The following is a 25416-nucleotide window of genomic DNA, read 5'->3' as shown; positions in this document are numbered from 1 at the left end:
GGGTGGGACGTGTGATGGGAACGCGCTTATCCTGAGGCCTTGCCGAAAACAGCGGCAGCGGTGCCGGTACCCAAGCCCAACGCTACCACCCCTCCCGTTTCCCGCCCTACCGCTGTAAAGCACCCCGGATGACCCTCCTCCGTTACCTCGCCGCGCTCCTCCTCCTAGCCACCGCGCTCCCCGCGATCGCGCAGGACGAGCCCAAGGTCGCGACCGTTGCCGCCAGCCTGACGCAAGCCTCCGCCGAGCTCCAGGCGATCGACGATGCCACGCCCGCCGCACGCGACGACAAGGCGCGGCAAGCCCTCCGTACCCGCGCGCAAACCGTGCAGACCACCGCCGCCGACGCCGTCCGCACGCTCACCCCCGAGATGGCCCTCGTCCAGGCGCGCGTCGCGGAACTCGGCGCCGCCACCCCCGGCGTGGTCGAAGCGCCCGAGATTCGCGCGCAACGCAAGCTCCTCGCGCAGAGCCAGTCCACGATCGACTCCGCGATCAAGCGCGCGCGCCTCATCGGCATCGAGGCCAAGCAGCAGATCGACGACATCGGTGCGGCCGAGGCGGAGGAACTCGGCCAGCAATTGTCCGAAAACACCGGCTCGCCGCTGTCGCCGACATTGTGGGCCGCGATCGTCGATCACCTGCCGCGCGACACCGCGCGCATGATGCGGTTCGCCAATGTCGAGATCCGCCAGTTCGGCGCGCGGTTCGACATGCGCGCCGGCACCGGCCTGCTGATCGGAATCCTGACCGCGCTGGTGCTGATCGTGCCGTTGCGGCGCTGGCTGCACGGCGTCGGACGGCGCTACGCAACCAACCACGCGCCCGGCGGTCGCCTGCGACGCTCGGCCTACGCGCTATGGCTGGTCGTGATCGGCACCGCGCTGCCCGGCTTCGCCGCCTGGGCGATCGTCGCGTCGCTGCGCTGGGCCGGGCTCGTGTCGCCCGCCTGGAGTCGGTTCGGCGCGCTCTTCGTCGGGATCACATGGTTCTGCGCGTTCGTGTCGTCGCTCGGCGGCGCGCTCTTGCTGCGCGGCCAGTCGACGTGGCGGCTGCTGCCGATCGGCGACCCGGCCGCACAGGCGCTGCGCCCGTACACCTGGATGGCCGCCGGGCTGATCTTCTTTGGCCAGTTGCTGATCGCGACCAACATGCTGATCGGCATCAGCGCGCCCGCATCGAGCGCCGCCAACGCGGTCGTTGCGTTGCTCCACATCGTCCTGCTCGGCGCGATTTTGGTGACGCTCGGCCGGTTGCGCGCCGCCGCGCTGCCTGACCCGACGAAGCCCGCGCGCAATACGCTGCTCGCGATCGTCGCGACGCTGGTCTGGCTGGTGCTGCTCGTCACATTGGTCGCCGGGCTGATCGGCTATGTGAACTTCGCGCTGAAGGTCGCGACGTGGCTGCTGTGGGGCGCGATCGTCGGCGCGTCGCTGTACCTGATGATGACCTTCACCGACGACGCGTGTCGGACGTTGCTGTCGAGTGGCAACCGTCTCGGCCGGTCGGCGAACAGCGGCTTCGGGGTCGACAACAAGACCGTCGACCAGATCGGCGTGCTGCTGTCGGCGGTGCTGCGGCTGTTGCTGATCCTGCTCGCGGTCGGCGCGGTGATGGCGCCGTTCGGGGCGGGCGTCGGGTCGGCGTTCGAGCTGTTCGGGACGGTCGCGAACGGCGTCACGATCGGCCAGGTCACGATCTCGCCGGGCGCCGTGCTGCGCTCGATCGCGGTGCTGTTCGTCGCGCTCGCGATCATGCGCGGGCTGCAGCACTGGCTGGTGAACAGCTATCTGCCGACCACCGCGATGGATGCGGGCGCGCAGAATTCGGTGATGATGGTCGCGCGCTATGCCGGGATCATCGCCGCGGTGCTGTGGGCGCTCGGCGCGCTCGGCATCGGCATGGAGAAGCTCGCCGTGGTGCTTGGCGCGCTGTCGGTCGGGATCGGTTTCGGCCTCCAGGCGATCACGCAGAACTTCGTGTCAGGGCTGATTCTGCTCGCCGAACGCCCGGTCAAGATCGGCGACCTCGTCCGGATCGGCAACATGGAGGGCGACGTGAAGCGGATCAACGTCCGCTCGACCGAGATCCAGGTGGCGGACCGCTCGACGTTGATCGTCCCGAATTCCGAGCTGATCACCAAGACGATCCAGAACATGACGCTGGCAGCACCCATCGGCCGGATCCAGCTGCAATTCTCGGTGCCGCTCGAGGAGGATCTCGACGCGGTGCGGACGATGTTGTTCGCGGCGTTCGCGGAGAAGCACGAGGTGCTCGACGATCCCGAGCCCAAGGTGTTCATCGATTCGATCGACGCCGGCCGCGCCAAGTTCAACTGCTTCGCGTACGTCGCGAGCCCGCGCGATGCCTATCCGATGCGCAGCGAACTGCTGTTCACGCTGCTCCGCCAGTTCCGCGAGGCGGGCATCGAAGTCGGCTCGACCGCGACCAAGATGGAGATCGTCGGTAGCATGCCGACTCCGCCCGTCTCCGAGCAGACCCCTGATCAGAATAGAGCGTAAGGCAAGGACACGGTGAATTTCGATCCAGCCGCCATGGTTCCGCGCGGGCGGATCCGCACGGTGGTGACCGATCGGGGTGCCGTCGTCGGGTCATAGGTCCAGCTGCCGCCGTTGTTCGACGAGAAGTCCACATCGTCCGTGGTGCTCGCCGGGCTGGCATAGGTGACCGCCAGCGAAGATGCGGGCGTGCCTTCCGCCGTCATGACATACGCGGTCGAAGCGGTCCCGTCGCCATCGAGCGCGATCTGTAGCCGGGCGGGCGTAGGCAATGTGAACGCCAGCGTGTTGCCGTCCAGCGCGAACGGATTGGGGTTCTCGATCTGCATCGCCATGCGCAGTTTCGCGCCGGGAATGGCCTTCGGGTTGTTGGTCGTCGCCGAGGCTTCCCATGTCGCGCGTTGCGTGATCGTGACGATGGCGTCGCGCGCCACCGTGATCGTCACGTCGACCGACGCGATCTTGTTGCCGACATCGTTGTCGCCTAACGCGCAGATGCCTGCAACGGCGACACCGTCACAGAATCTCCATGCCCAGCGAACCTGGAAATTGCCCTTGTAGATTCCCGCAGGCGGTGCCGTCGCACTGATCGGCTTGATATAGATCGGCACCGAAGCCTTGCTGGTGCTCAGCAACGACAGCGTCGAGCCCTCGATATACGACTGGCTGGTGTTCGCGACGAACGGCGTGGTGCCGTCCTGGCTTGCGGATAGCGAATAGGTGATCGATCCGCCCGTAGTGGCGGTCAGCGTCAGCGGGGCCGTCGTCAGGAGCGTCGCGCGCAGGTAATCGGCGCCGAGCAACGTCAGGATGCTGACGTTCGTGCATTTGAACGATCCCGTGGTCGCGATGAAGCCCGCCGTCGGCACCGCGGTCGGTGACAGGGTGCCCATATTGGCGGTCGACGGCGTCACGATATCGCACGCAAACGCCGGGGCCGCGGCGACCCCGAGACACAGCAACACCGCGGCGACCAGTCGCTTTACGCCGCGCGCCGACGCCGTTGCCAGACCATGTTCGATACCCACCGCATCCCTCGCACCCGTTTCGATGCTTCAGCGCTATCCCCACATTCGTTAATGCGTTTTGAAGAACCGGAAACGGGTGTTTTCGCGCATCGAAATGGCCGGCGTCGGTCTTGCGAAGGCGCATAAAACGTTCACAACACGGTGATGACGATCACCCCTCCGCGATACCGCGCCCGATGAGCGCACAGCCCCGCACGATCCTGATCGCGAGCGTCGCCACCGCCGCGCTCGCCGGGCTGTTGTTCGGTTTCGACACCGCAGTGATCGCGGGGGTAACCGGCGCGCTGAAGGCGAAGTTCGCGCTTAGCGAGGCGTGGCTCGGCTTCACCGTGTCGTCCGCGCTCTGGGGTACGTTGATCGGCGCGTTGTTCGTGGGCACGCTCGGCGATCGCTACGGCAGCCGAAACGTCCTGCGGATGCTCGCCTTTCTCTACGTCGTCACCGCGCTCGGCTGTGCACTGGCGTGGAACTGGCACAGCTTCATCGGCTTCCGCTTCATCAACGGCATCGCGATCGGCGGCTCGTCGGTGCTCGCGCCCGCCTATATCGCCGAACTGGCACCGCCTGCCCAGCGCGGGAAAATGGTCGGCGGGTTCCAGTTCGCCGTGATCCTCGGCATCCTGCTCGCCTATGTCTCGAACGCGGTCATCGGTTCGCTCGAACTCGGCGATGTCGAGTGGCGATGGAAGCTGGGCATCGTTGCAGCCCCCTCGCTGGTGTTCTTCGCGCTCCTGTTCCGCATCCCCAATTCGCCGCGCTGGCTGCTCGCCAAGGGCCGCGACGTCGAGGCGAAGCAGGTGCTCGCGCTGGTCGGCATGAGCCCCGACGTCGCGCGCGCCGAACTCGATGCGCCCAAGGGCGATGCGTCGCTGTCCTGGACGCGCCACCGCAAGCCGATCACGCTCGCCTTCCTGGTCGCGATGTTCAACCAGTTCAGCGGCATCAACGCGTTCCTCTATTACCTGAACGATATCTTCAAGGCGTCCGGCGGCAGCCTCTCGCCCGATCTCCAGGCGGTGATGATCGGGGTCGCCAACATGGTCTTCACGCTGCTCGGCATGCTGCTGATCGACCGGATCGGGCGGCGAACGCTGCTGCTATGGGGCTCGGCCGGCATGACCGCGGCGCTGACCGTCGGCGGGCTGGCGCTGCTCGGCGTGCTGCCCAACTGGCTGCTGCTACCGTCGCTGATCGTCTTCATCATGTTCTTCGCGCCGGGTTCGGGCGCGGTGATCTGGGTCTATATCTCCGAGGTCTTCCCGCAGAACGTCCGTGCGCGCGGATCGAGCATCGGCTCGTCGAGCCATTGGGGCTGGAACGCGGTGATCGCGCAGGTCTTCCCCGTCGCCGCGGCATGGTCGGCAGGCGCCCCGTTCCTGTTCTTCGCGGCGATGATGGCCGTCCAGTTCGTCACCGTGTTCCTCTACTTCCCCGAGACCAAGGGCGTGCCGCTGGAGGAGATGGAAGCGCATATGTCGCGATAACCCGCGCATGTGACGAAAGCGCCGCCGAACCGGCACAATCCTGCGACAATTGCCGCCTAATCGGCATGCTCGATCATCGGGGTGGAACGGGTATGCGCAGTTTGGGTCTGGTTCTGGCAGTGAGCATGCCTGCAATGGTGGCCGCGCAGCAGGCACCGTCGCGTCCCGCCGCCGCGCCCGCCGCGCAAGCGCCCGAGCAGGACGAGGGCGCAGAATCCGAGGAGATCGTCGTCACGGGTTCGCGCAAACTGCCCGGCGCGGTGATCGGCGATATCCCGCCCGACCAGACGCTGGGCCAGGCCGAGATCCGCTCCTACGGCGTCAGCACGGTCTCCGACCTGCTCAACGAACTCAGTCCGCAGACCACCAGCGGTCGCGGCAGCGGCGGCGCGCCGGTCGTGCTGCTCAACGGCCGCCGCATCTCCAGCTTCAGCGAAATTCGCGACATCCCGACCGAGGCGATCCAGCGCGTCGAGATCCTGCCCGAGGAGGTCGCGCTCAAATACGGTTATCGTGCCGACCAGAAAGTCGTGAACTTCGTCCTGCGCCGCCGCTTCCGCGCGGTGACCGCCGAGGCCGCCGACACGCAGGCAACCGAGGGTGGCGGCAACACCCCCAAGGGCTCGCTCGACATGCTCAACATCGCGCGCGATCGCCGGCTCAACCTGCACGTCGAATACACGTCGAGCGAGCCGCTAACCGAATCGCAGCGCGACATCCTCCAGCCTCAGCGCACCGCGAACAGCGCGCTCGGCGCGGACGGCGCCGTCGTCGACCAGCGGCCGTTCCGCACGCTCCAGTCCGCGACCAGCACCTTCACCGCGAACAGCGTCTATGCGCGCAACATCTTCGGCAACATCGGCGCGACGATCAATGGCCGCCTCGAATCGACCGACAGCCGCAGCCTCAACGGCCTGCCCGTCGTTGCGCTGACTCCGTTCGGCAGCACCACGTCCGTCAATCGCGCGATCGAGGACGACGGCGTCCTGCCGCTGACCCAGCGCACCTCGTCGATCGCCGCGCATCTCGGCACCACGCTCAACGGCGATATCGGCACGTGGCGGTGGAACGTGACGGGCAATTACGATCGCAGCGACACGCAGACCTTCACGGAGACCGGCGTCGACGCGAGCGCTTTCGCTGCCCGCATCCGCGCCGGCGATCCGACCGCGAACCCGTTCGGCCGCCTGAGCGCGAGCGACTTCGGCGCACTGCCCGGCAACCGTGCCTATGCGACGCAGAGCACCGGCGAAGTCGACGCGGTCGCGAACGGTAACCTCTTCTCGCTGCCCGCAGGCTCGGTCTCGACGACGATCAAGCTCGGTGCCGAAACCGCCGATTTCAAAAGCCGCTCGTACCGCACCGTCAATCTCCTGGGGGTCGATACGCAAGGCCGGGTGTCGCGCGACACGGTCAACGGGCAGGTCAATGTCGACGTGCCGCTGACGAGCCGGTCGAAGGACGTGTTGCCGTTCCTCGGCACGCTGTCGGCGAACTTCAATCTTGCCGAGGATCATCTGTCGGACTTTGGCACGCTGCAAACACTCGGCTACGGCGCGAACTGGTCGCCGATCGAAGGCGTGCGCGTGATCGCGTCCGTAACCGACACCGACGAGGCGCCGACCGCGCAGCAGCTCGGCAACCCGTCGATCACCACGCCCAACGTCCGCGTGTTCGACTATGTGCGCGGCGAGACCGCGACCGTCACGACGATCAGCGGCGGCAATCCCGGGCTGGTCGCGGACAATAACCACGTCAAGAAAGTCGGGCTGACGCTGAAGCCCTGGTCCGGCAAGGACCTCTCGATCACCGCCAATTATGTCGAGAGCCGGGTCGACAACCCGATCGCGGCCTTCCCGGCAGCGACCGCGGCGATCGAGGCGGCGTTCCCCGATCGCTTCCAGCGCGACGCGGGCGGCGCTCTGCTGCAGGTCGATCGGCGGCCAATCAATTTCGCGCGCAGCGATCGCTCCGAACTACGCTGGGGAATCAACTTCTCCGCGCCGCTCAAGTCGAAGATCCAGCGCGAGCTCGAGGCGTATCGTGCCGGCACCGGTCCCAACCCGTTCGAGGGTCTGCAACCGCCAGGTGGCTTCCGTCGTCCCGGTGGCGCAGGCGGCGACGGACCGCGCGGTGAGGGCGCACGCGGCGACGGTGCGCGTGCCGGTGGTCCCGGCGCTGGTGGTCCCGGCGGCGGAGCCGGCGGTGGACGTGGCTTCGGCGGACGTGGCGGGCAAGCCGGTGGACGAATCCAGTTCGCGGTCTACCACACCTGGCACTTCACCGACCGCGTCCTCGTCGCAGACGGCGGGCCTAGCCTGAACCTGCTGAACGGCGACGCGATCGGCAACAGCGGCGGGCAGGCGCGTCACGAGCTGGAGGCGCAGGCGGGATACACCAACAACGGCCTCGGCGCGCGCATTTCCGCCAACTACGCCACCGGCACGCGCGTCAACGGCGGCACGATCGCCGCGCCCGAGACGCTCAACTTCGGCGGCCTCGCCACCGCCAATGCCCGCCTGTTCGCCGATCTTGGCCAGCGACTCGAATGGGTAAAGGCGCATCCGTGGCTGCGCGGCATGCGCGTCAGCCTGTCGGTCGACAACGTCTTCAACACCCGCCAGCGCGTTACCGACGCGACCGGCGCCGTCCCCAACACCTACCAGCCCGACTATCTCGACCCGCTTGGCCGCACCGTCCGCCTCAGCATCCGCAAGCTGTTCTTCTAACGGGGCAACGGTCGCCGCGGATCACTGGCTCAGTCGGACCGACAGCCGGACCGTCCGCGGCGCCCCCGGGAAGATCCACACCGGGCTGTACGAACTCTGCGCGAACCGGGCGTCGAACAGATTGTCGGCCTCGGCGCGCACCGACAGGCGCCGCGAGACCGCGTATTCGACCGCCGCCTTGGCCTTCACATAGTCGGGCAGGACGAGCCCGCTGGTATCGATCGCCCCCGCCCGCTTGCCGACATAGCTGGCACCGGCGCTGATCGATGGCCCACGCCCCTCGTCGTCGAGGAAGCGCCCGATCGCGAACACTGTCGCGGCATGTTCGGGCACGTTCAACACGCGGTCGGTCGCGAAGATGCTGTCGTCGGTCCGCGCGCGCGTCCACGCATAGTTCGCGACGACCTGCCAGCGCTTCGCCAGGCGCACCGACGCGTCGAACTCGATCCCCTTGCTCGACAGCTTGCCGACCGGCGCGAGGAAGTTCGGATCGACCGGGTCGTTGGTCAGGATGTCGCGCTTGGCGATGTCGAAATACGTCACCGCGACGTCGACGCCCGGCAATGCGGCCGTGCCGCCGATCTCGTATCCCTTGCCGCGTTCGGGTGCGAAGCCCTGGTTGTCGCGCCCTGTGCCCGAGTTGAGCAGGAAGCTTTCGCCCCAGTTCGCATGGACCGCGAAGACGTCGTTCAGCGCGTATCGGCCACCCAGCCGGAAGTTCACCGGCTCGTCGACCGTTCGCCCGACCACGCCGGTACGGTTGTTGCGGATCTGCTGGCGATACGCGTCGAAGCGGACGCCGCCGGTCAACGTGAACCGATCGGTCACGTCCCACATGTCCTGCGCATACAGCGTGGCGGACCGCCGCGTCTCGTCATTGTCCGTGAACGGCGCCAGCGGCAGCGCCTGCCCGCCGTAAACCGGCGCGAACACGTCGATCGCATACGGGTTGGCCGCAGTCGGGTTCCGCCGCAACAGCCCCTCGTGATAGTCGAGCGTATAGCCCTTCACGCCGACGCTGGCACGGTGCGCGCCGAACCGTCCGGTGAGTTCCAGCCGCGCGGACAGATCGTCGACGGTATAGTCGCGCGCGCGTCGCTGGCGCCACAGCGTCTGGCCGCCGACGAGCCGCGACTGGTCGGACGAGAACCCGCGGAGCGATCCCGTCCGCCAGGCCACGCCACCGTTGAGCGAGATACGGTCGTCGAGCCGTGCCTCGCCGGTCAGCTGGTGACGCTGGTTGCGAAACCGCGTCGTGCCGTCGCCGGGCTCCCCGTAGAAGCGCGACCGGGGCAACGCGTTGGCGTCGCCGCCGATCGCCGGGATGCCGCGGTCGAACGGCGCATCGAACCGCGTGATCTCGCCGACATAGGTCAGCCGAAGGCCATCGCGCGGCGCCCAGGTCAGCGAGGGCGCGACGACGCGGCGGCGCAACGGCACGAAATCGCGCCAGCCATCGCTGTCCTCGGTGGCAACGACGATCCGCGCGGCGATCGTGTCGGATAGCGGACCCGTCGCGTCGATCTCGACGCGGCGCGTATCGAACGAGCCATAGGTGAACGTCGCGGTCGCGGCCGGCGTGAAGCGCGGAGTCTTGCTGACGATGTTGACGCGGCCGCCCGGATCGATGTCGCCGAACAGCGCGCCGGCCGGGCCCTTCAACACCTCGATCCGCTCGGTCGTCGCGGGATCGCGCGGCGGCGCGAGGCCCCGATTGGCGAGGAATCCGTCGACATAATATTCGGCGCCGCCGTCGGGCGTGCCGAGAAACCCACGGATCGCGAAATTGTCGAGGAAGCCGCCGCGGTTGTTCTGGTTGCTGACGCCGCTGACGAGTTCGAGCGCGTCGCCGAGCCGGTACGTCCCCGCCGCGGTGAGCAGGTCGCGCTCGAGCGAGCGACTGGATTGCGACATGCGTTCGGTGGCGAGGTCCGACGACAGGGTCCGATCCGCCCGTGTGCTGCGCGTGCCGAGAACCACGATCGTCTCGGCCTCGCCATCGACCCGTCGTTCCTCGCGCTCCGGCTCGCGGTCGGCCTCGTCCTGCGCCTCGGCGGTAACGGGGCAGGCCAGCAGCAAAAGAATGCTCGCGAAGGCGATCGATCGTGGACGCGTCGACAAAAAATGTTGCCTTCTCTGTGATGATGTAACATCGCGATTGGCGGAGGTGCTTCGATCTTGTCAACCGTTTTCAGTCCAATGCCCGACGTCGCCGGAACGCCGGCCTCGGCGTCAGATACCCATGTGCAAGCTCCGGCGGGCGCGCCGTCCAAGCGGTCGCGGATCGTCTCGGTCGATGCGCTGCGCGGGTTCGTCATGCTGCTGATGCTCGTCGATCACACCCGCGAACTCTTCTATTACCCTATGCAGGTGAGCGACCCGATGGCGTTGCCCGCGACGCCGCCGACCCTGTTCTTCACGCGGCTCACGGCGCATCTGTGCGCGCCTGTCTTCGTGTTGCTGACCGGGCTCGCCGCATCGCTATACGCGGATTCCCGCGGCGGAGATGCCGGCGGCGGCAGGGCCGCGGCGTCGTCGTTCCTGCTGAAGCGCGGGCTGTTCCTCGTCGCGCTCGAAGTGACGGTCGTCAATTTCGCCTGGTCGTTCGATCCCACCCCCGCGATCGTCTATCTCCAGGTGATCTGGGTGATCGGGCTGTCGATGATCGCCCTGGCGGCGCTGGTCCATCTTCCGCGCATCGCCGTGCTCGTCCTCGGGCTGGCGATCGTGCTGGGCCATAACCTGCTCGATCCGATCACGTTTGCGCCCGACCAGCCGGGCTATGTCGCCTGGAGCATGCTGCACGACCGCGGGTTCATCGACCTGCCGTTCGGCGCGCGGGCGCGCACGTCCTACCCGTTGCTGCCCTGGATCGGGGTCATCGCGCTCGGCTGGTCGATCGGACCGTGGTTCGCGCGGCAAGTCGACCGCGATGTTCGTTGCCGCCGCCTGATGGTGACCGGCGCTGCTGCGCTCGCGCTGTTCGCGGTGCTGCGCGCGCTCAACGGCTACGGCGAACCGCTGCCGTGGCAGGTCGGTACGACGCCGCTCGCAACGGTCATGAGCATCCTCAACCTCACCAAATATCCGCCGTCCGCGGACTTTGTCCTGCTGACGCTCGGCATCGGCATGCTGCTTCTGGCGACGTTCGAGCGCACATCGGCGCGGCTGAACCGCGTACTGGTGGTGTTCGGATCGGCGCCGTTGTTCTTCTACATCCTGCACCTCTTCCTGCTCCACGGCGTGAACAGCCTGACCGGTGCGGTGACGGGCGGTGCGATCAAGGGGCTGGTCAGCGTCCCGAACGTCGCGTCGATCTGGCTCATTGCCGCCGCCGCCGCCGTCCCGTGCTGGTTCGCGTGCCGGTGGTTCGGACGGTTCAAACGGACCCATACCGGCTGGTGGTGGCGATACCTGTGAGACGTCCCGGCGTACCAGCGCAGATCGCCTCGAAACTCGACGTATCTATCTGTTGCCCGCCGACAAAGCGTGGCTATGCTGCGACGATATCATTCTGAAACACGGGGTAATGTTCGCATATGGCTTTGAAAATGACCGCGCTTGCCGGCGTCGCCGCAATTGCTCTCGTCTCGCCCGCATTCGGTCAGGGCCAGCGCGCAGCGACCCCCGCGGCAAAGCCTGCACCGGTCGCCGATCTCGTCAAGTCGGTCGATATTCCCTACCAGCAATTCACGCTGAAGAACGGCCTGCGCGTCGTCGTGCACACCGATCGCAAGGCGCCAGTGGTGGCCGTGTCCGTCTGGTATAATGTCGGCTCGAAGTTCGAGCCCAAGGGCAAGACCGGCTTCGCGCATCTGTTCGAGCATCTGATGTTCAACGGCTCCGAGAACGCACCCGGCGACTTTTTCGAACCGCTGAAGCAGGTCGGCGCGACCGACTTCAACGGCACCACCTATTTCGACCGCACCAATTATTTCGAGACGGTGCCGACCGCGGCGCTCGATCGCGCGCTGTTCCTCGAATCCGACCGCATGGGCTATCTTACCGGCGCGATCACGCAGGGCGTGCTCGACGAGCAGCGCGGCGTCGTCCAGAACGAGAAGCGCCAGGGCGACAACCAGCCCTACGGCCTGACCCAGTACAAGATCACCGAGGGCCTGTTCCCCGCGGATCACCCGTACGGCCACACCACGATCGGCTCGATGGCGGATCTCGATGCCGCCTCGCTGCAGACGGTGAAGGACTGGTTCAAGGATCATTACGGCCCGAACAACGCGGTGCTCGTACTCGCCGGCGACGTCGATACGGCGACCGCCAAGCGGCTCGCGGAGAAGTATTTCGGCGGCATCCCGAAGGGCCCCGAAAGCATCGTCCCGCCCGCGCCGATCCCGACCCTGCCGGCACCGGTCAGCGAGACGATCAAGGACCGCGTCGCCGCCGTCATGGTCAGCCGCAACTGGGTGGTGCCCGGCCTGAACGACAAGGACGGCACCGCGCTCGACGTCGCGGCAGGCGTGCTCGGCGGCCTCGCCAGCAGCCGGTTCGACACCGCGCTGGTCAAGAAGGAGAAGCTCGTCGTCAGCATCTCCGCCTATAACCGCAGCTTCAGCCAGCTCGGCATGTTCGGCATCCGTGCGATCGTCCGGCAGGGCGTCGACCCCGCGCTCGTATCGAAGCGCATCGACGAGATCATGGCGGACTTCATCAAGAACGGGCCGACCGCCGACGAGGTCAGCCGCGTCGCAACGACGACCGCGGCCAGCACGATGGAAGGCCTCGAGTCCGTCGGTGGGTTCGGCGGCAAGGCGGTGACGCTGGCCGAGGGCGCGCTGTATTCGAACGATCCGGGCTTCTATAAGAAACAGCTCCTGCAGCTTGCAGCCGAAACGCCCGCGAGCGTGAAGGCCGCGGCGGCCAAGTGGCTGTCGCGCCCGGCCTATTCGCTGACTGTCGTGCCCGGGCCGCGCGACGCCTATGCCAACGCGGTCGTGCCGCCCAAGGTCGACGTACCGCCGGCCGCTGACGTGCCGTTCAAGGGTACGCGCGGGCCGCTGCCCGGCGTCGGCACCGTAGCTGGTCTCAGCTTCCCGGCGGTCCAGCGTACCCGTCTCGCGAACGGTATCGAGCTGGTCTACGCGCAGCGCACCGCCGTTCCTGTTACGCAGGCGGTGCTCAGCTTCGATGCGGGCGTTGCGGCCGACGTCCCCGGCAAGCTCGGTACGCAACAGCTGACGCTGTCGATGATGGACGAAGGCACGCCGACCCGCGATTCGGTCGCGCTTGCCGAAGCCAAGGAGCGGCTCGGCGCGGAAATCGGCACGGGTGCGTCGAACGACCGGACCTTCCTGTCGTTGCAGGTGCCGAGCGCCAATCTCGCACCCGCGGTCGACCTGTTCGCCGACATCGCGCAGAATCCCGCGTTCGCCGATGCCGAGGTCGCGCGCGTCAAGAACCAGCAACTCGCGCAGATCGCGCAGGAACTGACCAGCCCGCAGGGGCTGGCGACGCGTGTCCTGCCGCCGCTGCTCGGGCCGAACTCGCCCTATGCCAAGGCACAGGGCAGTGGTGATCCGAAGGCGGTGGCGGCGCTGACCCGTGCCGATCTGGTCGCGTTCCAGCAGGCATGGCTGCGGCCCGACAAGGCGAAGATCTTCGTCGTCAGCGATCGTCCGCTCGCCGAGGTGAAGGCGACGCTCGACGCGCGCTTCGGAACATGGCGGCCGACCGGGGCGGCGGGCGTCAAGGCGTTCCCGGCGACGGTGACGCCGTCCGCGCCGAAGATCGTGCTGATCGACCGGCCGGACAGCCCACAGTCGCTGATCATCGCGGGCGTGCCGACCGGATTGAAGGGCACGCAGGACCTGTTGCCGATCGCGACCGCGAACGATGCGCTCGGCGGCAGCTTCCTCGGCCGCGTCAACATGGACCTGCGCGAGAGCAAGCACTGGTCCTACGGCGTCTCGGGTCGCTTCCAGCAGTCGGAAAATGCCGCGCCGTACATCCTGTCGGCACCGGTGCAGGCGGACCAGACCGGCCCGTCAATCGCTGCACTGCGCAGCGATATCGGCGCGTTCCTCGGCAAGGAGCCGATGACGCAGGCGGAGTTCGATCGGGCGATCAACGGCGCGATCCGCTCGCTTTCGGGTAATTTCGAGACGTCCGATGCTGTACTGAGCGCGATGCAGCAGAACGATCTGCTCAAGCGGCCCGACAATTACTACGCGACGATCACGCAGCGATACCAGGGTCTTAACCTGCCGCAACTCAACACCGCGATCCAGCAGGCGCTCGACCCGAAGAAGACGATCTGGGCCGTGGTCGGCGATGCGAAGACGGTGCGCCCGCAGCTTGACAGCATCGGCCTCCCGGTCGAGGTCATTCCCGCGGCGTCGGTAGCCGGCGCCAAATGATTTCAGGAGAGAATGCAATGGCAAACGTCGATGGCAGCTGGGATTGCGTGGTAAAGTCGCCGCTGGGCGATCAGAAGATGACGCTGACCGTGAATAGCGCCGGCAGCACCTTCACCGGTGCGGTGTCGGGCGCGATGGGCGGCATGGACGTCACCGGTGACGTCGATGGCGACACGATCACCTGGAAGCAGAGCATGACCGTGCCGATGCCGATGACGCTCGACTGCAAGGCGACCGTCGAGGACGACGTCCTCAAGGGCAGCGTCGCAGCCGGCGCGTTCGGCAGCTTCCCGCTGACCGGCACGCGGACGGCCTGATCGCCTGAATTGCTACGAGAGGGGCTCGTCTTTCCACACGGAAAGGCGGGCCTTTTTCTTTTTCAGTCCGGGAGGGAAGGAAGAAGAAAATGAGTTCGACCACCCGTCTGTTTGCCGCCTGCGCCATCGCCGCGCTGGCTACCGCGACAACCACTCCCGCGACCGCGCAGAATTACGACGAACGCCCCGCCAAGATGGCGCCGCGCGACGTCGGCTACGACTATGTGCGCAAGGTGGTCGAGATTCCGATGCGGGACGGAGTGAAGCTCCACACCGTCATCATCGTGCCGAAGGGCGCGAAGGACGCCGGCATCCTTATGACCCGCACGCCCTATGATGCCGACGGCCAGACCAAGGTCGACAGCGGCACCTATGCCGGCATCCTCGAGCACGGCGACGGCGCGGGCGACGTGATCGCCGCAGCGGGCTATATCCGCGTGATCCAGGACGTCCGCGGCATGCACGGATCGCAGGGCATCTACATGATGAACCCCGCGCGCGCCGGCACTGCGCAGAACCCGACCAAGACCGACGATTCGACCGACACCTACGACACGATCGACTGGCTGGTGAAGCACGTCCCCGAATCGAACGGCCGCGTCGGGATCAGCGGGATCAGCTATGACGGCTTCCTGCCGCTGATGGCGCTGATCAATCCGCACCCGGCGTTGAAGGTCTCGGTGCCGATGAACCCGATGGTCGATGGCTGGCGCGGCGACGACTGGTTCCACAACGGTGCCTTCCGCGAGGGCATGATGCCCTACGTCCTCGGGCAGGAAGCGACCAAGGATGCCGGCACGCCGTGGATCACCGACACCGCCGACGATTATGACTATTACCTCAAGGGCGGTTCGGCCGGCGCGATCGGCAAGGCGCAGTGTCTCGAACAGCTCGGCTTCTGGCGCAAGATCACGCAGCATCCTGCGTACGACTCGTTCTGGTCGACCCAGGCAATGGACACCGTGCTCGCCGGCCAGCCATTGAAGGTACCGACGCTGATCGTCGGCGGGTTGTGGGATCAGGAGGACATCTACGGTGCGCCCGCGGTCTATCGCGCGCTGGAGCCCAAGGACACCGCCAACGACATGGTCTATCTGTCGATGGGCCCGTGGTATCACGGCCAGGAGGTGCGCGACGGCAGCGCGCTGGGCGCGATCAAATGGGATGCCGACACCGCCAAATGGTGGCGCTGGCACGTCCTCGCACCGTTCCTCGCACATTACCTGAAGAGCGACCAGCCGGCGATGGACGTCGCGCCGGTGACGATGTTCCAGTCGGGCCGCAACGAATGGCAGAGGCTCGACAAATGGGCGACCGCGCAGGCCGCGGGCACGCCATTGTACCTCAAGCCCGGCAGCGCACTCGGCTTCCAGGCGGCTGGCGGCGCGGCGACGACCGCGGATTACATCTCCGACCCCGCCGCACCCGTCAGCTACCGGGTGCGCCCAACGCTGCCGACCTATGCGAGCGGATCGACGTGGAAACAGTGGCTGGTCGACGACCAGCGCGCCGTCTCGGGCCGTCCCGACGTGCTGACTTTCACCACCAATGCGCTCACCACGCCGACGACGATCGCAGGCGTTCCGGAGGTGAACCTCACCGCCTCGACCAGCGGCACCGACAGCGACTGGGTGGTGAAGCTCATCGACGTGTATCCGGACGTCTATCCCGGCGACAAGGCGATGGCGGGCTATCAATTGTCGGTCGCGATGGACATTTTCCGCGGGCGGTATCGTGAGAGCCTGGCGGTCGCCAAGCCGATCGCGGCGAACGTGCCCTTGAAATACAAGTTCGCGCTGCCGACCACCAACCACGTCTTCCTGCCCGGCCACAAGATCATGGTGCAGGTCCAGTCGAGCTGGTTCCCGCTCTACGATCGCAACCCGCAGACCTTCGTCGCGAACATCTTCTTCGCGCAACCGAAGGATTACGTGAAGGCGACGCAGAAGGTGACGGTCGCCGGACCCGACGAAAGTTACATCAGCCTTCCGCTAATACGTTGATTAGTCTTACATCATCCCGGATACGTTCCGGGATGATGTAAGGAAAACATCGCCCTGCATCCGTCGTAATGTGGCAGCGTAACTGGTTCTTAGGAGGCCGTGGATCATAGGTCTGCGGCACAACAGACCGGATCGCCGATGAAACGCCTCCCCCTGATCGCGCCGAACCCGCCGCGGCTGAGCGAGCACCTCGATGCGCTGCGCCGCGTCGAGGCGTCGGGCGTGTTCAGCAACAACGGTCCCGAGGTTCGCGCGTTCGAGGCCGGCGTCACCGATAAGCTCTTCGGCGGCCACGGCGCCAGCCTCGCCGTCGGCAATGCCACGCTCGGGCTGATGCTCGCGATCCGCCATGCATCGGGTATGCGGACCGGCGGGCTGAACCCCAAGCAGGGCACGCTCGCGCTGATGCCCGCGCTCACCTTCGCCGCGACCGCACAGGCCGCGGCATGGGCGGGGCTGACGCCGCTGGTCTGCGACATCGACGCAGACGACTGGGGTGCGTGCGCGCTCGAGGAAGAGCGACTGCTCCAACGCCACGGCGAGCGGATCGGCGTGGTCGTGCCCTATGCGACGTTCGGCAATGCGATCGACCTCGACCGCTACGTCCATTTCCAGCGGCGCTACGGCGTCGGAATCGTGATCGACGCGGCCTCCTCGCTCGGCACGCTCGACGATTCGGGCCTCGGCTTCGGCGCGCATGCCCCCTTCGCCGTCGTGCATTCGATGCACGCGACCAAGACGTTCGCGGTGGGGGAGGGCGGCCTGATCCACAGCGGCGACGTCGACCTGATCGCGACGCTGCGGTCGATGGGGAATTTCGGGTTCGAGGGCAGCCGCAACGCGACTTTGCCGGGCATCAACGCCAAGCTGCCCGAGATCACCGCGATCATGGCGCAGACCAAGCTGGCCGAGATCGACGCAATCGCAAACCACCGTGCCGTGCTGGAGGAAACCTACCGCGCCACGCTCCCCGATTTCCAGTTCCAGGCGGTTTCGGGCCGACGCCGCTCGATGCAGTTCATGCCGGTGCTGCTCCCCGAACACATCGCGCATCACCGCGACGCGATCGTCGAGGCGATCGAGGCGAACGGGGTCGGCTGCGGCCGCTATTTCAGCCCGCACCTCGGCGAACAGCCCTGGTTCCAGGCGACAGCGATGATCGAGCCGACTCCGGTCGCGGACAAGATCGCCGGGCGGATGCTGTCGCTGCCGATCACCGATGCGATGTCGGTCGAAGACGCGCGACGGGCTGCCGAGGCGCTCGCGAACGCCTGCGCCGCGATCGTCCGGCCGCTCGACCGGCGCGCTTCGATGCGCGGGGCGGGCGGCAAGATCGCCTCGGTCATCGTGATCGGCGGCGGCCCCGCGGGGACGGCGATGCTGACGTCGGCGACCAAGCGCGGCCTGCTCCCCGATCTCGCCGCGTCGGGGTTGATGGTGATCGAGCGCGGCAATGCGATCGGTGGCGGGCGGCTCGGTCGCTATGCGATCACGTCGGATTCGACCGCGCAGACCTTCCTGACCGCGGTCCGAGGCAATGTGCATCCCGAACTCGCCCGGCTGGTCGATCATCCCGCCGGACGCGCGGTTGCGGCGCACGAGGGCGCGCTCGGCGTACCGCTGACCGAGGTCGGGCCGCTGCTGCGCGCGACCGGCGACCGCCTGACCGATATCGTCCGCGCCAATGGCGGCGTCGTGCTGACCGGGCATGAGGCACTAGGTGCAAAACGCGTCGGCGAAGGCCTGTGGAGCGTCCAGGTCCGCCGCCTCGCCGATGGCCATGTCTTCGAGCAACTCGCGCGCAACATCGTCGTCGCGACCGGCGGTCACCAGCCGCTCGACCGGCTCGCCACGCAGCAGGTCGCGGGCGCCGGCCTGATCGAGTTGGCGAGCGGGCGCCTGCTCCAGTCCGACGACGTGCTGACGACTGGCGGGTTCGAGAAGGTCGCCGACATCCTGACCGGCAAGCGCGCGCCGAAGATCGCGGTGATCGGCGGTTCGACCAGCGCGCTGACCACGATCGCGCTGCTGCTCAAGAGCCAGCCGCCGCTGCCGTTGGGGGCAGGGGCCATCACGCTCCTGCACCGCAAGCCGCTGCGTCCCTTCTATCATTCGGTCGAGGCCGCACATGCCGAGGGGTTCACCGATTTCGGCCCTGACGACATCTGCCCGGTCTCGGGCTTCGTCTACCGCCTCGCCGGTTTCCGCCTCGAAGCGCGCGACCTTGTGCTGCGGATGCTCGGTATCGACGGTCGTGTGCCCGATCCCCGCGTGGCGCTGCACCGGATCACGGGCGACGACGACGCGGTCGCACAGGCGGCAATCGCCGAAGCCGACCTCGTCATCGCGGCGCTAGGCTATCGACCGATCGCGATGCCGCTCGCCGATCGAGACGGCGCGCAGATGCCGTTGGCCGCACATGACGGAAAGCCGATGGTCGACCGCCACTGCCGGATCGTCGACGATCAGGGCACGCCGATCCCAGGCCTGTACGGGCTCGGCCTGGCCGCCGGCTTCGTGCCCTGGGGCGCTCTCGGTGGCGAATCCAGTTTCTCCGGGCAAGCCAATGGCTTATGGCTCTGGCAGAACGACGTGGGGTTGATGATAATCGATCAGGTGATGGCATCGAAGGCACTGGCAGCAGCGTGACGTCGGACGATCGAACGGCTGATCCCGTCGTGAGCCCCGCCGTTAGCCCCGTCGTCAGCGTGGTCATGGCCGCGTATAATGGCGCCGGGTTGATCGAGGAGACGCTCGCCAGCCTGCAAGCCCAGACCTTCAGCGATTTCGAGGTGATCGTGGTCGACGACTGCTCGACCGACGACACGCGCGAGGTGGTGCGCGCCTGGCGCGATCCCCGTGTCCGACTGGTCCAGATGGCGAAGAACGGCGGCCCGGTGCTCGCCCGCAACCGCGGGTTTGCCGAGGCGCGCGGCCGCTACATCGCCGCGCTCGATCATGACGACATTTGCCGCCCCGATCGCTTCGAGCGGCAAGTGGCGTATCTCGACGCGCATCCCAACACCGTCTTGCTGGGCACCGCCGCCGAACTCCTGACCGCGGGCGTGGTCGGCCCGTCCAGCTATGCGCCGACCACCACGCCCGCGCTGGTCGCATGGCTCACCTGTATCGAGAACCCGCTCGTCTGGTCGTCGACGATGATGCGGACCGAGGTGGCACGACAGCTCGACCCGGTGACCCGGCCGGAGCTCCTGTATGCCGAGGATTTCGACCTGTATCAGCGGATACAGCATTTCGGCGCGATCGCGCGGCTGGACGAAGCGCTAGTGCTGTACCGCGTCCATCCCGGCGGCGTCTCGAAGCGTTTCGTCGATACGATGGAGGCCGCCTCGGTCCGCGTCCTGACCGAACGCTACGCCCGGCTGTTCGACGATCGCGCGGAGCGGATCGCGCGCCTGATCATGCTCCACAACATGGCCAAGCGCCCGGTCCCCGATCGCGCCGCGCTGGCGACGCTGGGCAGTGCGCTGAGCGTCATCCAGGCGGACTTCCTGGCGGCGCACGACTGCTCGGCACACGACATCCGCCTGATCCGCTGGGAGACTGCACGGCGCTGGGGCGATATCGGCCGGGCAGGGCTACGCGCCGGGACGGTCAGCCTGCAAGACGTGCTGGCGGTACGCCCCGATCATCTCGGGCTCGGCTATGCCGGCGTCGAAGCTCTGTTGTGGTCGGGGCTCATCGGCGGCGTCAGGCGCGCCCGCCGGAGGATGCAGCAGAGCCGCATGGCCCAGACCGCGGAGTAGCGCGGTCCGGGCCGGTATTTCAGACCTTGGCGGCGTAGATCATCCGGCCGGCACCGAGCCGTGCGAACACCTGGTCGAGATCGCGCTCGCCGACCGCGAAGCACCCCTGGCTGCGACCCAGCATGCCGTGGCTCTCGATCATGTCCTTGTTCGCGTACCACGCCGAATGCACCACGATCGCACGATCGAGCGCATTGTCGTTGGTCGGATCGAGCCCGATCAAGCGCTGCGAGCGGCCATGCTTGCCGACGTAATAATCGTCGGTGACGAACGCGCCCTCGGACGAGGCGTTCGAGCCGAAGCGGTTCGAGAAGCGCTCCAGATACCCGGTGTGCGCCGGATCCGAGCCGCTGCCATGCGCGACCAGCAGCGACGTGCTGCGCCCGCTGGCGAGATCGATGAAGTGGAAGCGTGGCTTGCCCGACGGCGCCGCGAAATCGGCGATCGCGATCCGGTCGTGATGCTGGATGCGGCTGCCGTGACGGCTCAGCGACGCCATTGCCTGACGCAGCAGGTCGGGACGAACCACCTTCGGCGAGGTCAGTGCGACCGTCGTGCGCGGCAGCGGTGGCTGCGTCATCGGCTTCAAGTCACGTGCGGTCAGCGGACGTCCGAGACGCGTCGTCGCCGACACTGCCCCCGGCACCACCAAAGCCCCCGCCAATACCAAACCATTCTTCAGAAGCGCGCGTCGTTCGCGCACAAGACCTTGCTCGTCGTGCATCGATTTTCCCGAAATTGCCCCGTTTCTTGGAACATCCTATAGCCGATTTTCCGTGAATATTCTGCAACCATTTCCACTGGTTGTGGGTCCGTTCCCTCAAACTACCCCGGCTTGGGGTCGGTTCGTCGACTCAATCCTCCGACGGCACGTTTTCAAGAATCGCGCGTTGGGCGAAAATACCGGGATTCGAGGACGGACGCGACGATGGGCAAGATGGCGAACAGAACGGCGCAGTCGTTCATGGCAGTGGGGCTGACCTTTGCGATCCTCGCGGGCGCAAACCCTGCGCAGGCCGCATCGGCGGCCGCCATTGCCGCGATGCCGATCGAACAGGCCGCGACCGAGCTCTCGCCCAACCAGTTCGTCTGGAAGGACAATGGTTCCAGCGAGCCCGTCAGCATCGTCGTCAGCCTGATGGAGCAGCGCGCGTTTGTCTATCGCGGGTCGACGATGATCGCTGCAACGACGATCTCCAGTGGCAAGGACGGCAAGGACACGCCGGTCGGCACCTATCCGATCCTGCAGAAGAACGCGGTCCACAGGTCGAGCCTGTATGACGATGCATCGATGCCGTTCATGCAGCGGCTGACCTGGGACGGCATCGCGATCCATGCAGGCCGCAACCCGGGTTTCCCCGCATCGCACGGCTGCATCCGCGTGCCGCTCGGCTTTGCCAAGCAGTTGTTCGGGGTGACGACGCTGGGGACGACCGTGACGGTGACCGACGATTTCGAGGGTGGCGTGATGCCGGAAGCGCCGGTCGCGGATCAGGAGACGGCCGTAGCGAACCTGCGCCAGTCGATTTCGCTCGAGCAGTGAATTTGTCAGGCAGCCATCTCGGTTGATCGGCTACCCCACCGTCATCCCCGCGGAGGCGGGGACCCATAACCTCAAACGGTCGCGATCATGCCGCCAGGTTTGCCAGTATGGGTTCCCGCCTGCGCGGGAATGACGATTAAATGTTTGATGGGAATAAATGCCGAACACGTCTGCGGGTAACGGCTAAGCCGCGATCGGGAGACCCAACTCAACCAACCGCGCGCGAAAATCCGCCGCATCGGTAAACAGCACCGATTCGATTCCCAACGCCCGCGCCGCCGCCACGTTCGCCGCATTGTCGTCGACGAACACGGCCTCCTCCGCCGCCAGCCCGAATCGCTCCAGCGCCAGCCGATAGATCGCCGCACCCGGCTTCACCATCTTCTCCTCGCCCGATACGACCACGTCGCGGAACCGGTCGAACAGATGCGCTTCACGCGCGCGGAAGGGTGGCCAGAACTCGTGGCTGAAGTTCGTGATCGCGAACAGCGGTATGCCGGCCGCGTCCAGCTGCTCGACGATCTCGTGCATGCCAGCGATTCGCGCGCCGATGCTCTCGTTGAATCGCGGCCCCCAGGCAGCGATCAGGTCGGCATGCTGCGGATGCAACGCGGCGAGCTCCGCCGAGGTGTCGGCGAAGTCGCGGCCAGCGTCGTGCTGGAAATGCCAGTCGATCGTCACGACGTCGCGCAGGAACGCGTCGAGCGCCCGATCGTCATCGATCAGGCGCTCGTACAGGATCCGGGGATCCCAGTCGTAAAGAACACGACCGACGTCGAAAATGACGGCGGTAATCAGGGCTTTAGCCCTGGCGTGCCTTGAAGCGACGGTTGGTCTTGTTGATGACGTAGGTACGGCCACGACGACGGATCACGCGGTTATCGCGGTGACGATCCTTGAGCGACTTCAGGGAATTGCGGATCTTCATGATCGATTCGCTTCTTTTCAAATCTAGGTGTGCGGAAAGACGGGATCGCCTAATGGCGGGGTGTGTCCAAGTCAAGCAACGGACACGCTCATGCCATCCGGGAACCCACTCGGCTGGTCGGAGCGTTACTATAGCGCAACATTCTAAGGAAGTCCCCGATGGCGGTTCGTTCGATTCTCGTCCTGGCGCTGGCAGGCGCATCCCTCACCGCGTGCGCGACAGGCCCGTCGCTGCCGCCGACCGAGGTGCTGCGCTATCATCTCGGCGAGCCGATCGACCGCGGCACCATCGCCGTCCAGCCGCTGACCGCCGGCGGCCCGGCCAGCATCGAGTTCAAGACCTATGCCGCCGCCGTCCAGGGCCAGCTGCTCCAGGCCGGCTACAGCGTCCCCGCACCCGGCGCCAAGCCGCTGCTGGTGGCGACCGTCGGCTTCACCCGCACAACGCAGGCAGGTCCGCCGAAGCGCTCGCCGATCAGCATCGGCCTTGGCGGCGGTGGCTTCAGCGGCGGGCGCGGTGGCGGCGGCCTCGGGCTCGGTGGCGGGGTCGGCTTCCCGATCGGTGGTGGCGGCAGCACCGCGATCCTCGTCTCCGAACTGTCGGTAACGATCAAGCGCAGCGCCGACCAGTCGCCCGTCTGGGAAGGCCGCGCGCAGTCGTTCGCCGATGCCCGCAAGGCCGACGCGACGACCGATATCCAGGCCGGGAAGCTCGCCCGCGCGCTGTTCATGGGGTTCCCCGGCGAGTCCGGTCGCACTATCCAGGTGAAATGAACGCGCAAACCATGAGCCCCGTCACCGTCAACGCAGCCTTCGATGGCGGCAACATCCGTGTTGTCGCCGTCGAGGGAGACCGAATCGACCTGGAGATCGTCACCGATTTCCAGTCCGATTTCTTCCAGTGGTTCTATTTCCGCGTGGCGGGGGCGGCGGGACGTACGCTGACCTACCGCATCCTCAACGCGGGCAAGTCGGCCTATCCGTTCGGCTGGCCGGGCTACAAGACGCGCGCCAGCACCGATCGGCAGGCGTGGCGGATGATCGAGACACGCTATGAAAATGGCGTGCTCGAATTCGACTTCACCGCCGATACCGATCTCGCCTGGTTCGCCTATTTCGCGCCGTACACGATGGAAATGCACGAGGCTCTGGTGGCGCGCACCGCGCTGTTGCCGTGCGTCGCGCACCGCGAACTTGGCCGGTCGCTCGACGGGCAGGCGATCGATTGCTTCACGATCGGCTCGGGGCCGAAACAGGTCTGGATCTACGGTCGCCAGCATCCCGGCGAATCGATGACCGAATGGTGGATGGAAGGCGCGCTCGAGCGGCTGACCGATTCGGCCGATCCGATCACTGCCGCGCTGTTGGCGAAGGCGACCTTCAACGTCGTCCCCAACATGAACCCGGACGGCACGCGCCGGGGTCATCTGCGCACCAATGCCGTCGGGGTGAACCTCAACCGCGAATGGCACACGCCGACGCCGGAGAAGAGCCCCGAAGTCCTCTGCGTGCGCAACGCGATGGACCAGACCGGCGTCGACGTCGCCATGGACATCCACGGCGACGAGGCGATCCCCGCGAACTTCATCGCCGGTTTCGAAGGCATCCCGTCCTGGACCGACGCGCACGGCGAGAAATTCTACGAATACGGCCGGCGGCTCGCGGCGCACACGCCCGATTTCCAGACCGAGAAGGGCTATCCCAAGTCCGCACCGGGCTCGGCGAACCTGTCGATGTCGACCAACCAGCTCGCCGAGCGCTTCGGTGCGGTGTCGGTGACGCTGGAGATGCCGTTCAAGGATCACGACGCCAACGCCGATCCCGAGTTCGGCTGGTCGCCCGAGCGCTCGAAACAGCTCGCGCATGCGATGCTCGAGACGCTCGCCGGCATGATCGACGAAATCTGACCTGATAACAACGGCTTGGCATGGTTTGGAGGCTTGGGTTCAAGCGCTGCGGACCGTGCGTTGGCCTAACCTTATCCTAACCTTTGAACCCTTCCGTTCAGTCCCGCCATCGCAGGAGCCCGAATGCCGACCCTAGTCCTCATCCGCCACGGCCAGTCCACCTGGAACCTCGAGAACCGCTTCACCGGCTGGTGGGACGTCGACATGACCGCCAAGGGTGAGGCCGAGGCCAAGGCCGCAGGCGAGCTGATGGCCGCCAAGGGCCTCGACTTCGACCAGACCTTCGTCAGCCTCCAAACGCGGGCGATCAAGACGCTCAACATCGCGCTGGAGGCGATGGGCCGGCTCTGGCTCCCGGTCGAGAAGGACTGGCGCCTGAACGAGCGTCACTATGGCGGCCTCACCGGCCTCGACAAGGCCGAGACCGCGGCCAAGCACGGCGACGCGCAGGTCCATATCTGGCGCCGCAGCTTCGACGTCCCGCCGCCCGTACTCGACGACGGCAGCGAGTTCGACCTGTCGAAGGACCGGCGCTACGACGGCATCGCGATCCCCAAGACCGAGAGCCTCAAGGACACCATCGCGCGCGTCCTTCCCTATTGGGACGAGCGGATCGCCCCCGCGTTGAAGGACGGCCAGCGCATCCTCATCTCCGCCCACGGCAACTCGCTCCGCGCGCTGGTCAAGCACCTCTCCAACATTCCCGATGACGAGATCACCAGCCTCGAGATCCCGACCGGCCAGCCGATCGTCTACGAACTCGACGCCGACCTGAACGCCACCGACCGCTACTACCTCAGCGAGCGCTGACGCCACCGGCC

The 25416-nt window shown here is 66.6% G+C and carries 18 protein-coding genes; 13 read left to right on the top strand and 5 right to left on the bottom strand.

The genetic code is table 11. From position 1 onward, the window contains the following. Window positions 1–128: 128 nt before the first annotated feature. Entirely contained in the window at window positions 129–2522 is a 2394-nt protein-coding gene (locus J4O76_RS02525; protein WP_426280053.1) for a DUF3772 domain-containing protein, read from the top strand. Here J4O76_RS02525 and J4O76_RS02520 read toward each other — a convergent pair. Beyond that, a complete protein-coding gene (locus J4O76_RS02520; RefSeq protein ID WP_056488074.1) occupies window positions 2507–3547 on the bottom strand; it encodes a spore coat protein U domain-containing protein in 1041 nt (346 codons plus the stop codon). The genes J4O76_RS02525 and J4O76_RS02520 overlap by 16 nt on opposite strands. Before the next feature lie 176 nt (window positions 3548–3723). Here J4O76_RS02520 and J4O76_RS02515 point away from each other — a divergent pair, with 176 nt between their 5' ends. Next, window positions 3724–5031 carry a sugar porter family MFS transporter gene (locus tag J4O76_RS02515; RefSeq protein WP_426280052.1) on the top strand — a complete coding sequence of 436 codons (1308 nt, stop codon included), beginning with the start codon at window positions 3724–3726 and terminating at the stop codon, window positions 5029–5031. 125 nt (window positions 5032–5156) lie between these two features. Continuing rightward, window positions 5157–7760, top strand: coding sequence for a TonB-dependent receptor (locus J4O76_RS02510; protein WP_426280051.1), 2604 nt, complete (start codon window positions 5157–5159; stop codon window positions 7758–7760). A 21-nt stretch (window positions 7761–7781) separates the two neighbouring features. Here the strand turns inward: J4O76_RS02510 and J4O76_RS02505 are convergent, their stop codons facing one another. Continuing rightward, a complete protein-coding gene (locus J4O76_RS02505) occupies window positions 7782–9881 on the bottom strand; it encodes a TonB-dependent siderophore receptor (protein ID WP_426280050.1) in 2100 nt (699 codons plus the stop codon). 57 nt (window positions 9882–9938) lie between these two features. Here J4O76_RS02505 and J4O76_RS02500 point away from each other — a divergent pair, with 57 nt between their 5' ends. The 6 genes from J4O76_RS02500 (at window position 9939) to J4O76_RS02475 (ending at window position 20218) form a co-directional block, all read left to right on the top strand. After that, a complete protein-coding gene (locus tag J4O76_RS02500) occupies window positions 9939–11180 on the top strand; it encodes a DUF1624 domain-containing protein (protein WP_426280049.1) in 1242 nt (413 codons plus the stop codon). A gap of 119 nt (window positions 11181–11299) precedes the next feature. After that, window positions 11300–14131: a M16 family metallopeptidase gene (locus J4O76_RS02495; protein ID WP_426280048.1), complete on the top strand. Its 2832-nt coding sequence runs from the start codon at window positions 11300–11302 to the stop codon at window positions 14129–14131. 17 nt (window positions 14132–14148) lie between these two features. Then, window positions 14149–14448: a hypothetical protein gene (locus J4O76_RS02490; RefSeq protein ID WP_060525867.1), complete on the top strand. Its 300-nt coding sequence runs from the start codon at window positions 14149–14151 to the stop codon at window positions 14446–14448. A gap of 89 nt (window positions 14449–14537) precedes the next feature. Then, window positions 14538–16451 (top strand): CocE/NonD family hydrolase, encoded by a 1914-nt coding sequence (locus tag J4O76_RS02485; protein WP_426280047.1) that lies wholly within the window; start codon window positions 14538–14540, stop codon window positions 16449–16451. A gap of 138 nt (window positions 16452–16589) precedes the next feature. Beyond that, window positions 16590–19100, top strand: coding sequence for a DegT/DnrJ/EryC1/StrS family aminotransferase (locus J4O76_RS02480; RefSeq protein WP_426280046.1), 2511 nt, complete (start codon window positions 16590–16592; stop codon window positions 19098–19100). 29 nt (window positions 19101–19129) lie between these two features. Then, window positions 19130–20218, top strand: coding sequence for a glycosyltransferase family 2 protein (locus tag J4O76_RS02475; protein WP_426280045.1), 1089 nt, complete (start codon window positions 19130–19132; stop codon window positions 20216–20218). A 19-nt stretch (window positions 20219–20237) separates the two neighbouring features. On the opposite strand, the gene J4O76_RS02470 is transcribed toward J4O76_RS02475, so the two are convergent. Then, the gene (locus J4O76_RS02470; protein WP_056063892.1) at window positions 20238–20942 is read right to left on the bottom strand and encodes a murein L,D-transpeptidase catalytic domain family protein; all 705 of its coding nucleotides are present in this window, start codon (window positions 20940–20942) and stop codon (window positions 20238–20240) included. Window positions 20943–21155: 213 nt separating this feature from the next. Between J4O76_RS02470 and J4O76_RS02465 the strand changes: the two genes are divergently transcribed. Next, window positions 21156–21761, top strand: coding sequence for a L,D-transpeptidase family protein (locus tag J4O76_RS02465; protein ID WP_426280044.1), 606 nt, complete (start codon window positions 21156–21158; stop codon window positions 21759–21761). A gap of 183 nt (window positions 21762–21944) precedes the next feature. Here J4O76_RS02465 and J4O76_RS02460 read toward each other — a convergent pair whose 3' ends face one another. Beyond that, window positions 21945–22559 (bottom strand): HAD-IA family hydrolase, encoded by a 615-nt coding sequence (locus J4O76_RS02460; RefSeq protein WP_426280395.1) that lies wholly within the window; start codon window positions 22557–22559, stop codon window positions 21945–21947. A gap of 4 nt (window positions 22560–22563) precedes the next feature. After that, complete coding sequence (gene ykgO / locus J4O76_RS02455; RefSeq protein ID WP_003046794.1) at window positions 22564–22689, bottom strand: type B 50S ribosomal protein L36; 126 nt, start codon at window positions 22687–22689, stop codon at window positions 22564–22566. A 158-nt stretch (window positions 22690–22847) separates the two neighbouring features. Here ykgO and J4O76_RS02450 point away from each other — a divergent pair, with 158 nt between their 5' ends. The 3 genes from J4O76_RS02450 to gpmA all read left to right on the top strand — a co-directional run bounded on the left by J4O76_RS02450 (window position 22848) and on the right by gpmA (window position 25405). After that, window positions 22848–23462, top strand: a complete 615-nt coding sequence (locus tag J4O76_RS02450) for a DUF4136 domain-containing protein (protein ID WP_426280043.1) — start codon at window positions 22848–22850, stop codon at window positions 23460–23462. Next, window positions 23459–24595 carry a M14 family metallopeptidase gene (locus J4O76_RS02445; protein ID WP_426280042.1) on the top strand — a complete coding sequence of 379 codons (1137 nt, stop codon included), beginning with the start codon at window positions 23459–23461 and terminating at the stop codon, window positions 24593–24595. Before J4O76_RS02450 ends, J4O76_RS02445 begins: the two co-directional genes overlap by 4 nt. A gap of 123 nt (window positions 24596–24718) precedes the next feature. Further along, window positions 24719–25405 carry a 2,3-diphosphoglycerate-dependent phosphoglycerate mutase gene (gpmA, locus tag J4O76_RS02440; protein WP_056063882.1) on the top strand — a complete coding sequence of 229 codons (687 nt, stop codon included), beginning with the start codon at window positions 24719–24721 and terminating at the stop codon, window positions 25403–25405. Window positions 25406–25416 lie beyond the last annotated feature (11 nt).

Source organism: Sphingomonas sp. NFX23 (genome assembly GCF_049887795.1).
Lineage (GTDB): Bacteria > Pseudomonadota > Alphaproteobacteria > Sphingomonadales > Sphingomonadaceae > Sphingomonas.
The sequence above is the reverse complement of the archived record's forward strand: the minus strand, read 5'-3'. Positions and strand labels throughout refer to the sequence as shown.